This is a genomic window from Croceitalea sp. MTPC6 (genome assembly GCF_036985525.1).
In the GTDB taxonomy this organism is placed as follows: domain Bacteria; phylum Bacteroidota; class Bacteroidia; order Flavobacteriales; family Flavobacteriaceae; genus Croceitalea.
The window spans coordinates 45,991-60,725 of record NZ_BTGR01000014.1 but is presented as its reverse complement, the minus strand read 5'-3'; the positions used below and the strand labels follow the sequence as shown (position 1 = coordinate 60,725).

General features: G+C 46.7%; 4 protein-coding genes. 3 read left to right on the top strand and 1 reads right to left on the bottom strand.

Annotation, left to right across the window (positions count from 1 at the left end):
- Positions 1–23: 23 nt before the first annotated feature.
- Positions 24–311 carry a hypothetical protein gene (locus AACP56_RS17475; RefSeq protein ID WP_286940978.1) on the bottom strand — a complete coding sequence of 96 codons (288 nt, stop codon included), beginning with the start codon at positions 309–311 and terminating at the stop codon, positions 24–26.
- Positions 312–903: 592 nt separating this feature from the next.
- Here AACP56_RS17475 and AACP56_RS17470 point away from each other — a divergent pair.
- Genes AACP56_RS17470 through AACP56_RS17460 form a run of 3 tightly spaced genes read left to right on the top strand, consistent with a single transcriptional unit; the run spans position 904 to position 14,663 of the window.
- Positions 904–11,760 (top strand): PKD domain-containing protein, encoded by a 10,857-nt coding sequence (locus AACP56_RS17470; RefSeq protein ID WP_339338797.1) that lies wholly within the window; start codon positions 904–906, stop codon positions 11,758–11,760.
- A 16-nt stretch (positions 11,761–11,776) separates the two neighbouring features.
- The gene (locus AACP56_RS17465) at positions 11,777–12,712 is read left to right on the top strand and encodes a PorP/SprF family type IX secretion system membrane protein (RefSeq protein WP_245911890.1); all 936 of its coding nucleotides are present in this window, start codon (positions 11,777–11,779) and stop codon (positions 12,710–12,712) included.
- A gap of 10 nt (positions 12,713–12,722) precedes the next feature.
- Positions 12,723–14,663 (top strand): OmpA family protein, encoded by a 1,941-nt coding sequence (locus AACP56_RS17460; RefSeq protein ID WP_292969408.1) that lies wholly within the window; start codon positions 12,723–12,725, stop codon positions 14,661–14,663.
- Positions 14,664–14,735 lie beyond the last annotated feature (72 nt).

Here is a 14,735-nt window from a genome sequence, read left to right as displayed (position 1 = left end):
ATTGAGAATTTATATGAAAAATTCTATTCTTTGATTAAATCCTTGACTTCATTTATGGTCAGGCTATGGATTTTATTGCCCATATCAATACTTGATTTATTAAGAATACATTTTATGCCCATTTCCTCTTCTATAAATGGTTTTAACGCTTCCTCATTGTTCAAGGAAATACAATACATCGCTATAAAAACAGAATAAGACGCTTCATCGAGCGGATAGATAAAAAGTTCATCAATTTTCATCCCATTAACTGTTTTTCCCAATAAATAGGCATGTGAGTTTACAACGTTTTTAGCCTCTCTAAATTTCATAATCATTAAATGGTAGTAATAATATGAGTTTGATATTCTTATACTTTAATAGCCAATAATCATTTAGACACTACTATAACTGTAAGTATTTATTTACAATTTAAAGAAGATCTTACGATTTTTAAAACAGTAGTTGAAAATCGACTTATTCTAGCCCAGGGAAATGATTAGCAAAGTCACAGATATTTATGAACCCAACCTTATATCAAACATTTTCACGGAATCAACAATTCATAAAAGGGATTGAATTCAAATGGTCTTAGCCAGGAAAACAGTAAAAAGATATTTTCAAAGAATATTTATAAAATTCCTTCCATCCAACAGTTAGTAAGAAGTACTAAAAAAATCTCACATGAATCATCTACAAGTTCATTTGAGGGCACGATAAAATGCAAAAAGTGACAAACCAAAAAATTACGTGTCTTAAGATTTAATTAACACGTATAAAATTACATTTTCATAAATCCATTCATCGATTACACCCACGTTTGCAACATCCTATCGATGAATGACAACATATTGTTAAGGTTTTAACATTTTAACAATATATTTGAAAATTCTTACAAACAATGTAATCTAAACATCTATAGCTATGTTTCTTTTGTCAGGTAAATTTAAAATAATCTTTGTATTTTTCGTTGTTTTGCTCGCTTCGGTTCAAAACACTTTAGGGCAAAATTGCTCCGTCAATGCAGGGGTTGCGGAGACCATCTGCGAAAATTCGCCCTTTACCCTATCCGGTTCAGCAACAGGTCTGGTGCAAAGCGGACCAACATGGTCCCAAGTAGCCGGTCCCTCGGCAATAATAGCGGACCCCTCCGATCTCAACACAGCTATCAATGGATTGATAGGGGGAAATGTCTATTCTTTTAGATTGACGGCAACCTGTACCGATGGTACTACTCAGTTCCAAGATGTAGATATTACTGTGGAGCCCATTACGACGGCAGATGCCGGTTTAGACGTGGCCTCATGTCCAGACAATACGGGAAACATATCAATCATAGCAAATACACCTCTCAATCCAGGTGAAACAGGTCTATGGACCATTGATGGTGGAAATAGTGCCGGTGTCACCATAAATTTTCCAAACTCTCCTACATCCACCATAACATTGCCCGAAGGAAGTGCAGGTACCACCACACTAAGATGGACCATCACGGGACCGGATTATGCACCGGGGCAAAACTGTGAATCCTTTGACACCATGACCGTGACCAATTATGGGGGCGAATCACCTGTGGATGCTGGTGCCGACCAAAATCTGGACAACTGTTATACCGTTACCCAGTCTACAACCCTTGATGGTAGTTTTGGCGGAAACAATATCAACGGTCAGGTAGGTACATGGTCCTTTGTAAGTGGACCCAGTACACCTAATTTTGCGAATGCCAACAACAACAATACTTCCGTTTCCAATTTAATTGAAGGAACCTATGTTCTACGGTGGACCGTGGTAGGTCCCTGTGCTTCCGGTCAGGATACGGTCACCATTACCGTTGACGAGGCAACCCAGGATATTTCCAATGCAAGTACCCAGGATGGTACAATACGCTTTTGTGACCCTGGTATAACCACGGCGACCTTGGTGGGGTCCCAGCCCCAATTTTCTGGGGAAACCGTACAATGGACACAGACCTCAGGGCCGGCGGTCAGTATTTTAAATCCATCCAACAGTACCACACAGGTTTCTGGATTGGATGGCAGCAGTACCTATGTATTTACCTATACCATAACCAACGCAACCACAGGATGTGACGATTCAGCGAGCACTACCATAAGATATTCGACCAATCCGATAACCATATCGGCCAATAGCGGAAGTGACATCATTGCCGCATGCGGCCAAACGGAAGTGGATATTCCCTTTACAACTACCGGCAATGGTTCCAATACCTACGCCATTGTTAGTGGCCCCGCTTCGTCCACTTTGGTCAATTCCAATAATTTCCAAAACACCGGAAGTACCCCTTTGAGCATCGATTTTGATGTCGAGGGCACCTATACGGTTTTGTTCCGAAGAGCGGTGAGCGGATCGGTACAGACCGGATGCGATGAAGCTACTGATGCCATCAATGTTACGATTTCACTTACCCCGACAAGCGCCAATGCCGGTACGGGACAGGTATTGGCCTGTAACGTGACCACAACCTCTTTAACTGGAAATACAGTGACCACCGGTAGTTCATTGTGGTCACAGTTAAGTGGCCCGAACACCGCTACCATAGATGATCCATTTGCCCAGACCACAGGGATATCTGGTTTGGTGCCTGGTGTATATGAATTTCAGTATGGTATTTCTGGTGGAAACGTATGTGCTCCCTCCGCAGAAGCTAGTGTTAAGGTAGAAGTCTCTTCGGATGCACCGATAGTCGTCGATGCCGGACCCGACCAAGGTTTGGTCTGTTTTGGGGCCCCGGTCCAAATGGCGGGGGAGGTTCCCACAAACAATTTGGTGGGAACTTGGACAGTCGACAGTGCTCCCATAGGGGCGAGTATTGTCTTTTCCGACGCAAACGATCCCAACACCCTGGTCTCCGGATTGGATGACGCCAACGAGACATATATTCTTAGATGGACCATAGAAAATCCCAATGACAATACCTGTCCGGCCCCCGGGTCGGATACGGTAACGGTCACCACAAGCGGAACCCCGGGACCAACTTTGGCAGATGCTGGGAGTGATCAATGTCTCAATACGGGTACCACAGTGGTAAACCTCGCAGGAAATGCTCCCCAAGCTGGTGAAACAGGTCTTTGGACCGCTGTCCCCGCAGCAGGGATTTCATTTACCGATGCCACATTGTTCAATACCGCAGCCAACATTGCTGTTGAACAAAGCTATGTCCTTACTTGGACCATTTCAAAGGCAGGGTGCCAATCCACTTTTGATGATGTGGAAATCACCATTGGCGTTCCAGCCTCGGCAGATGCCGGACCGGACCAAGCGGCATGTTCCGATACCTTTACCATGGCGGCCACCAGTTCCACAGGTAACGGGCAATGGACGCAAGTATCCGGACCGGGTGGGTTCACCATCGATGATGACACGAGCCCCACGGCACAGTTCACCTTTGGATTCTCTGGACAGTACATTTTTGAATGGACCGTTGACAATGGAAGCTGTTCCACCGATTCGGACCAAGTGACCCTGTCCGTCGGAATCCCGCCCACAACGGCCTCGGTCGGAGCCGATCAAACAATCTGCAACGCTACCAATACCGTCTTGTCTGGAAACGCTTTTGACGCCAATGTGGAAACCGGGTTTTGGACACTGCTTTCCGGTGCCCCGAACACTCCGACCATTGCGGATGTGAACGATCCCAATACCAATGTCACCGATTTGGTCGCCGGTTCCTATACCTTTAGATGGACCATAGTCGGGGACAGCAACTGTCCCACCACATTTGCTGACTTGAACGTCGATGTATTCGTTCCAGCGGATGCGGGACCGGACCTGAACTTCTGTGAGACAACAAATTTCTTGTTGGAGGCCACTTTTGGATCTACCGGGACCTGGACGCAGATTGCCAATGGCGCTCCGGCGGCAACGATTGACCAAAACCCTGCCAATAGTAATGTGGCGGAAGTGACTATCACCCCTGGAAATACCTATGTCTTCAGGTTCACAACGGATTATGGAGGTTCATGTACCTCCACTTTCGATGAAGTTACCGTCGTGTCCAGTACGGCCCCTTCGATAGACCCGGATGCAGGACCGGACCAAATACTCTGTCAGGGCGACCTTGCCGTTCCCGATCAGACCACGTTGGCAGGAAATACCGCCCCAGTGGATGTTACCAATGCGGAATGGCGGTTTGCCGAACAACCTTCAGGGAGTGCCGCCACCATAGATTCGCCGAATAGTCCTACCTCTACTTTATCGGGTCTTTCGGTTCCCGGTATCTATATTTTGGAATGGAACTTTGAATCGGGCAACTGTGCCAACACAGCTGATGTTGTCCGTATAGAGGTCTTTGAAGCACCGTCGACAGCCGACGCTGGTGCGGACCAACCGGATGCCTGTCAATTGGATGTGCAGATGAACGCAACGGCCCCAACAGTAGGTATAGGGACCTGGACGTTCTCAACAGACCCCTCGGGAGGAGCCGCGGTTATAGATAGCCCGAACTCCCCGACCACGACTTTATCGAATATCACTGTTTTGGGAACTTACCAGCTCACCTGGACCGTTACCAATGGCACCACTTTTACATCACCCTCGCTCTGTGCACCGTCCACGGATACTGTGGATATCACTTTTACCGATGATCCACCTTCAGAGCCAAATGCCGGTCCCGACCAACAGTTCTGTGATGCCACCCAGACCAATTTAAATGCGGTCGCCTTGGCCACAGGTACGGGCACTTGGTCCCAAACCGCGGGCCCGGGTGTAACCGATCCTGGGACCGCGGCAAACATTACGTCAGAGAACAATCCAGGGACACTGGTCTTGGATTTGGAACCGGGCATATATGTATTTACATGGACCGCGACCAATGGAGGTTGTTCCCTTACCGATACCATGGAAGTTGAAATCATATCACAACCTGTCACGGCCGAAGCCGGTCCCGATCAGAACCTGCAACAATTTGCACCGGTCACCTTGGGTGCAACAACACCAACGGTGGGTTCAGGGATTTGGACACAGCTTTCGGGACCGACCACGGTATCATTTATTGATAATACCGACCCAACAACGGATGTTATCGGCACAGATGTTGGAACCTATGAGTTTCAATGGACCGTTTCGAACGGAATCTGTACGGACGAGATTGATACGGTCACAATCACCATTGACGGCTTGGCCGATCTGGAACTTACAAAAACGGTTAGCCCCACAACGGCCAATCCCGGGGATACGGTAACATTTACCATTTCCTTGTTCAATGATGACGTCTCTGCGGGCTCTGATGCTACAGGGATTGCTGTTAGGGATGTAATTCCAAATGGCTACACCCTGGTCTTAGGGACTGTTAGTAATGATGGTGTCTACAATCCAGGTAATTTTACCATTGATTGGTCCAATCTTTCCGTTACTAATGGAAACACGTTGAACCTGACCTTTGATGCCACGGTCAATGCCAGTGGTAGTTATGATAATTCAGCGGAGATTACGGGCAGTGATCAATTTGATCCCGATTCTACGCCAAATAACGATATCACTTCAGAGGATGATCAGGACACTGCAAGCATCACCCTGCAATCCGCAGACCTGAGCCTGGACAAGACCGTACTGCCCACCACAGCAAGTGTTGGGGAAACGGTGACCTTCACTCTTGAGGTTTCCAATGGTGGAACGAACGATGCAACAGGGGTAAGCCTTGTCGATGTGGTCCCTTCGGGATATACCATCGCGACCATAAACAATGGGGGCGTGCAGTCTGGAAACACCATCACATGGTCCGGGCTATCCGTTACCAACGGTGGCTCTTCTTCCGTAAGCTTCACCGCAACACTGAACGCACCTACCGGTGCAACGAACGAATATTTGAACACGGCACAGGTCACGGCAAGCGACCAGAACGACCCTGACAGTGGTACCGACAACGATGACGGGGACCAGAGCGAAGATGATGAGGACAGTGCACAGGTATCCCTTGAACAGGTCGACCTGGAACTGAGTATCAACAATTCAAGCCCCAACGGGAATGAGGGTGATACCGTAAACTATACCGTCTCGGTATTCAACAACGATGCCGTAGAGACCGGTGACGGGACCGGGATAGAGGTCACAGTGGCAGTGCCATCCGGAATGGACATCATTGCCGGAAGCATCACCAACGGTGGTGTGTACAACCCGGGCAGCGGTACCATCACTTGGAGCGGTTTGGATGTGGCCAATGGCGCGACCCTGGACCTGGACTACCAGGTGACCATCAACGACACTGGCAGTTATTCGACAACAGGAGAAATCACCGCGTCCGACCTGCCCGATTCCGATAGTACACCTAATAATGATGATGGTGACCAAAGTGAAGATGATGAGGACAGTGCCGCATTTGCATTACAGTCCGCAGACCTGAGCCTGGACAAGACCGTACTTCCCACCACTGCAAGTGTTGGGGAAACGGTGACCTTCACTCTGGAAGTCTCCAATGGTGGAGCGAACGATGCAACAGGGGTAAGCCTTGTCGATGTGGTCCCTTCGGGATATACCATCGCGACCATAAACAATGGGGGCGTGCAGTCTGGAAACACCATCACATGGTCCGGGCTATCCGTTACCAACGGTGGCTCTTCTTCCGTAAGCTTCACCGCAACACTGAACGCACCTACCGGTGCAACGAACGAATATTTGAACACGGCACAGGTCACGGCAAGCGACCAGAACGACCCTGACAGTGGTACCGACAACGATGACGGGGACCAGAGCGAAGATGATGAGGACAGTGCACAGGTATCCCTTGAACAGGTCGACCTGGAACTGAGTATCAACAATTCAAGCCCCAACGGGAATGAGGGTGATACCGTAAACTATACCGTCTCGGTATTCAACAACGATGCCGTAGAGACCGGTGACGGGACCGGGATAGAGGTCACAGTGGCAGTGCCATCCGGAATGGACATCATTGCCGGAAGCATCACCAACGGTGGTGTGTACAACCCGGGCAGCGGTACCATCACTTGGAGCGGTTTGGATGTGGCCAATGGCGCGACCCTGGACCTGGACTACCAGGTGACCATCAACGACACTGGCAGTTATTCGACAACAGGAGAAATCACCGCGTCCGACCTGCCCGATTCCGATAGTACACCTAATAATGATGATGGTGACCAAAGTGAAGATGATGAGGACAGTGCCGCATTTGCGCTTCAGTCCGCAGACCTTAGTCTTGTTAAAGATATTTCTGGGCTATCCAGTGCCACTCCGAATGTTGGGGATACGGTCACCTTCGAATTGACAGTGACCAATGCTGGACCAAATACAGCGACCAATGTAGTCCTAGAGGACGAGGTGCCCTCGGGATTGAATCTGACCACAATAAACAATGGCGGTACAGCCATTGCAGGAACTTTTTTAAGTTGGACCATTACCTCCCTTCCGGTTGGTAGCACTACCGTTTCATATCAAGTAACGGTCAACGCACCCAATGGATTCCCAGATGAATATTTGAACATTGCCGAGATCACAGCCAGTGACCAGGATGACCCAGATAGTGAGCCCTTCAATGATGATGGTGACCAAAGTGAGGATGACGAGGATTTCTTTGTGATCACTCCACAGGTTATTGACTTAGAGTTGGACATCAATGTAAGTGATTCCAGTCCCAATGTCGGTGATGTTGTTACGTTCACCATAGATGTCAGCAATTTGGGTGATGTGTTGGCCACAGGGGTTTCCATACAGGATGTATTACCTTCTGGATTTGGAAACGTAACCGGAATCAGCAATGGTGGTTCCTTGGGCGGAGCCAATATCGACTGGTCTGGTCTAACGGTGCCTGTCGGAAGCAATACCTTGACCTTGACATTCAATGCCGAAGTACTGGAACCTACTGGCACCATTGGTGAATATGAGCACCAGGTCCAGGTAATGGCAGCCAATCAATTTGATAGCGACAGTAACCCTAATAACGACAATGGGGACCAAAGTGAAGATGATGAAGATAACATATCCGTAGTTCCACAACAAGCGGACCTGAGTTTGGCCAAATCAGTTGACGATACAACGCCTGATGTCGGGGACACCGTCACTTTTACCTTAACAATGACCAACCTTGGACCCAATGTGGCCACAGGAGTCGCATTGGAAGACATCCTCCCAAGTGGATATGCATTGACCACGGTCAATAATGGAGGTTCCTTGTTTGGAAACACTGCATCGTGGGCTGGGTTGACCGTACTTGCCAATGGCGGAAGTACGTCGGTAACCTATGAAGCAACGGTGAATGCACCAACAGGTGCACCCAATGAATATGTGAACAGTGCCCAAATCACGGCAAGTGACCAGTTTGACCCGGACAGTGATCCTACAACCGACAATACAGTTGATGAAGATGGAAATGGTGATGGGGACGATGATGATGAAACCACATTAGAGGTCTTTCCTAACATTGGAGACCTGGAGCTGACCAAAATAGTTGTTGATAGCGATACCACACCTTTGGTGGGTACCGAGATCAGCTTTGAAATTACAGTGTTCAACGTGGGAAGCGTGGACGCTGATAATGTAATAGTGGAAGATTTGCTTCCATCGGGATACGATTTTGTCCTGTACAGCGCAACTTCAGGAATTTATAATGAAAATACAGGTATTTGGCAGGTAGGAGACGTTTCAGCCGGGGATACTGAAACTTTGGTAATCGATGTTTTGGTCAATCCCACAGGAAACTACACCAACGCGGCCGAAATTATTGCAACGGACATTTTCGATGTGGATTCCACTCCCAACAATAATATTTTGGCCGAGGATGACCAAGATGATGTTGTGGTAACACCAATACAAGTGGCGGACCTTGCTTTGACAAAGTCAGTGGATACAACTACACCTGATGTAAATGACAATGTAATATTTACCCTAACGGTGGCCAACGAAGGACCTAGTGAAGCTACAGGTATCCAGGTATTGGACCTACTGCCTTCGGGCTTTACCTATGTATCCGATGATGGTGGAGGAGCTTATGTTTCCGGAACCGGGATATGGAGTATTGCAAGTTTGGCCAATGGTAACAGCGCAATTCTGAACATTACGGCTTCGGTCAATACTACTGGGGACTATGTTAATGTCGCAGAAGTTATTGCCCACGACCAGTTGGACCAGGATTCTACGCCAAACAATACCACACCATCCGAAGATGACCAAGATGAAGTAGTGGTCACTCCACGACAACTTGTGGATGTTTCCGTCACCAAAACAGCCGATACAAATACTCCAAACATAGGAGGTAACATCAGCTTTACAGTAACAGTGACCAATGATGGCCCCAGTGATGCCACTACCGTTGTAGTGACCGATCTGTTGGCATCCGGTTATGAATTTGTTTCAGCGATTCCATCTGTTGGCACTTACGAACCACTCAATGGTTCATGGACAGTAGGAAACCTTCCTGATGGTACTTTTGAGACCATCGTTATTCAGGCAACGGTCTTACCCAATGGAATTTATACCAATACCGCTGAATTGACTGATCTAAATGAAGATGATATTGATTCCCTTCCAGCAAACAATGATGATACGGAAGACGACCAGGCAACTATTGAGCCAACCCCTGTTTTAGTATCGGACCTTGATCTTGTAAAGACTGTGGACAACGCCACACCTTTGGTCGGAGATGAAGTGGAGTTTACCATTGACATTACCAACAATGGACCAAGTGACACTTCGGGAGTAATCGTACAGGACTTGCTACCTAATGGCTATACGTACATCTCAAATACTGCAACAGCTGGAAATTACAATCAAAATACAGGAGCCTGGCAATTGAATGGAAGCTTATCTGATGGAACAACGGAAACGCTTAAAATAAAGGCAACTGTAAACCCAACCGGCGTTTATACAAATAGCGCGGAAATAACCAATTCTGATAATCTTGATCCGGATTCTGTTCCTGGAAATAGTTTTATTGCAGAAGATGATTACGACGAGGCAGCTACTATCCCAATTCCTTTGGCCGATGTTTCCTTGACCAAAATGGTGGACAATGAGTTTCCTGATGTTTCGGATCAAATCACCTTTACACTGAATTTGAGCAATGATGGCCCAAGCGAAGCAACTGGAATTCAAGTGTTGGACCAGCTTCCAACAGGATATAATTATGTATCGCATACTGGGGTGGGCACCTATAACCCTACAAGCGGCATCTGGGATGTGGCAAGTTTAGCGGCCAATACCAATACTTCTTTGGATATCACAGTAGGCATTAATACCACAGGAAGTTATGCAAATACAGCAGAATTGATTGCAATCAATGAGTTGGACCCGAACTCAACCCCAAATAATAATGACCCCAATGAGGATGATCAGGATGAGCAAGTGACCCTGCCTCGTGTTATCACAGATATTTCTGTGGTGAAAACAGCGGATAATCTCGCTCCATCAGTGGGCACCGATATCACATTTACCGTGACCATTGCCAATGACGGCCCAAGTGATGCCACAGGATTGGTAATCGAGGATATTTTGGCCAGTGGTTATGATTTTGTAAGTGCGACCACTTCCATTGGATCCTATGACGAGATTATTGGCTCTTGGGATATTGCATCTCTTCCAAATGGCACCTCAGAGACTTTGGTGATTGTTGCAACGGTATTGTCCAATGGAGAGTACAGCAATACAGCGGAGTTGATTGCTCTGGACACTTTCGACCCTGATTCTTCACCAGATAACAACTTAAACTCTGAAGATGATCAGGATACTGTAAATCCGGAACCAACGGGATTGGCCGACTTATCAATTACCAAAACAGTGGATGATATCGAACCAAATGTTGGTGATGTGATCGAGTTCACTATCAATTTGACCAATAGTGGTGACAGTAATGCCTCTGGTGTTGTTGTCAGTGAGCTATTACCCGTAGGGTTTACTTACGAGGCCCACACGGCCACAGCCGGTACTTATGATGAAAATACAGGTGTTTGGAATACCAATGGGGTCATCCCAAATGGTACTACTGAGACCTTGGTCATCTTGGCCCGGGTAAATGCACCAACTGGGACCGACGGAGAATATACAAATCGTGTTCACATCACGGCCAGTAATCAAGCTGACCCAGATAGTGATGCTACATCGGATTTTGACACGGACGACCTAGCAGATGGAATTCCCGATGATGATGAGGCCAGTATCACAATTATGCCTCAATCGGTAGATATTGCTGTAGTAAAAACCGTTGACAACGCAAGGCCAAATATTGGCAATGAAATCAACTTTACCATTTCGGCGACCAATAACGGATCATTGCCAGCAACCAACATCGGTATCGAGGAGCAATTGCCCAACGGCTATCGATTTATCACCGCTACCGCCACCTTAGGCGCTTACGATGCATCTGAAGGCTTCTGGGAAATTGACACCCTAAATGGAAGTGAGACGGCTACGTTGACCTTAACGGTGGAAGTATTGGATATTGAGGATTACCTCAATGTGGCCCAACTGGCCTTTGTGGACCAGTTTGATATGGATACCGCCAACGATTCGGATACGGCATCCATCGAACCAACCTGTCTGGTATTCTACAATGAGTTCTCACCAAATGGGGACGGGGTAAATGAAACCTTTGAAATCGATTGTATTTCAAGATACCCCAACAATACCTTGAAAATCTACAATAGATGGGGCAATCTGGTATTCCAGGCCCAGGGATATAACAATGAGTTCGCCGGAATATCCAATGGACGGGCAGTCATCCAAAAGGAAGAGTTTCTGCCCGTAGGCACTTACTACTACATTTTAGATCTGGGCGATGGTTCGGAACCCATCGCGGACTGGCTATACATCAATCGTTAAAATGATATCAGCAATTATGAAAACAATACCATTAAAAACAATGTTCAAAAAAGCATTTTTGATTCTGTTCGTGCTGATATCATTTCAGTTGGAAGCACAGCAAGACCCACAGTTTACACAGTATATGTACAACACCATAACGGTAAATCCCGGGTATGCGGGCTCAAGAGGGCACCTGTCCATTTTGGGGATGCATCGCTCGCAATGGGTTGGCATCAATGGGGCTCCCACCTCACAGGTTTTGGCAATCGATGGCCCCGTAAGTGAGAAAGTAGGTTTAGGGGTTGTTGCCACGTATGATGAACTTGGTCCTTCCAATGAATTGTTTTTGGATGGCAACGTTTCGTACAGTATCCAGGTCGGGGCAAACAATAAAAGGCTTTCCTTCGGACTGAAGGCAGGTGGACGTATCTTTAACGTGGACTTTTCTGAGGGTCTAATTCGAAACCCAGATGTTGCTTTCCAAAATAACATAGAAAACCGGTTCTTCCCGACGGTGGGAGCGGGAGCTTATTACCATACAGAACGTTCGTATCTTGGCTTTGCCATCCCCAATTTCTTTTCGGAGGACCACTATGACGGGGCGACCCAGGAGATTGCCACCGAACGCCTCCATTATTTTTTGATCGGTGGATTGGTCAGGGACATATCGGCGGATATCAAGTTCAAGCCCGCATTTTTTGTCAAGTGGGTGCCTGGGGCTCCGGTGATAGCAGATCTGTCGGCAAACTTCATGATCCGGGAAACGGTGACCGCCGGAATCGCCTATCGTTGGGATGATTCTTTCTCAGGCCTGTTGGGCCTACAGATTTCGCCGGCATTGAACGTGGGCTATGCTTACGACCGTACCACAACCGACCTTAGAAACTTCAATAGCGGAACCCATGAGGTATTTCTCCGCTTCGAATTAAAGACACAGGAAAAGCGTTTAAAATCCCCAAGATTCTACTAAGTCAAAATTTATGAAAACATCTATCCATATAATCACGGTATTACTGATTTTCAGTTTTGGATTTGCCCAAGACAAAGGTTCAAAAGCGGAAAAAAAATATCACAATTATCATTACATCCAAGCTGCCGCTGAATATGAGCGCTTGGCAAAAAAAGGGGACGATTCCCAGGAAACCCTGCAACGCTTGGGGGATATCTATTATTATAACTCCGATATGACCAACGCTGTAAAGTGGTATGGTCAACTCTTCTCCAAATATGAGGAAACACTGGCCGCAAAATACATTTTCAGGTATATCCATACGTTGAAAGGAGTTGGGAACTATCCTCTTGCCAAAGCACTGATGAAAATCTATGCTGAAAAGTTCAATGGGGATGATTTCGAGGTTTCCCAGTTCAGTGATAATGACCTCGCCCTGGATGAACTTCGAAATCGCCAACCCCAATTTGTGGTTACCCATTTGTCACTGAATTCAACCTTGGCCGATTTTGGACCAATGTATTATCAGGACAAAATTGTCTTCGCCTCTAGCAGGGATACCATGAAACTCCATACGCGGGTGTACGAATGGAACAAGCAGCCCTATCTCAACCTTTATGAGGCAGATACCGTACAACTGGGCAGTGATTTAGTGGATATCAGGATATTTGGTAATAACATCAATACGAAATACCACGAGGCCGGAGCAACCTTCAACCCGGAAGGTACTATTATGTATTTTACCCGGAATAATTATACAGCCAAAAACCTCGAACGGGACAGTACTGGCACCAATCACCTTAAAATCTATCGCACACAGTTGGAAGGGGGGTATTGGACCTTTCCGGAGGAAGTACCTTTTAACAGTAGGGATTACTCCACCGGACAGCCAGCATTAAGTCCTGATGGTAAAAAACTGTTTTTTGTATCCGATATGCCCGGAGGTATTGGAGGAACTGATATTTATTATGTATCCATTGACCGTACCGGAAATTATTCGGAGCCTGTCAACCTAGGGCCCACTATCAATACCAGTGGAAGGGAAATGTTCCCCTTTGTGACCAATGAAAAAATATATTTTGCCTCGGATGGACATTTAGGTCTTGGGGCACTGGATATCTTCGAGAGTGAATTGGGAAATAGTTTTTCACTTCCTTCGAACTTGGGGCCGCTGATTAATAGCCCCAAAGATGACTTTGCATATATCGTGGATGAAGCTTCCAACCGAGGCTATTTTTCATCCAATCGCGAAGGGGGAACAGGTGATGATGATATTTATTCCTTTCGACGGTTGGAACCCAAATGCGAACAGTTTGTTAAGGGAACAGTACTCAGAAAAGCCAATGACCAAGCTGTAGTCAATGCCACCGTTGAATTAAAGAAGAAAGATGGATCATTGATTGCCGCTGGCAATACGGATGCCTATGGTGCATTTACTTTTGAAAACATATTGGATTGTGAAGAGAGCTATTCCATTGAGGTCTCCAAGGAGGGATATGATGGGGTATCCGTGGAGTTCAGTACAGGTAAAGTTTTGGGAGAGACCAACAATGTCCCCTTGATCATGACCAAGGAATTGAACAAATTGATAGTCATGGAAAATGGGGTGTTGAAAATCAAGATTGACGACATTTACTTTGATCTCAACAAAGCGGATATCAGGGCTGATGCAGCGCAGGAGCTTGACAAAATCGTGGAGGTCATGAAGGAATATCCCAAAATGGTCATCAAGATCGAATCCCACACGGATTCTAGGGGCAGTGATAGGTACAATGAAAAACTATCGGACCGTCGTGCCAAATCCACGGGAAATTATATCGTATCCCAAGGGATAGAGGGCAATCGAATAGAAAGTGCCATAGGATACGGTGAAAAGAGATTGTTGAACCATTGTTCCAATGGGGTGCGGTGTTCCAATTCAGAACATGATATTAACCGGAGATCGGAGTTTATCATTGTCACTTTGGATTGATGGTGAAGACCATTTTCAGGGAATAACTTACATGAACTTAGGAATGGTCGTGACCAAATTTAATTTCCACTT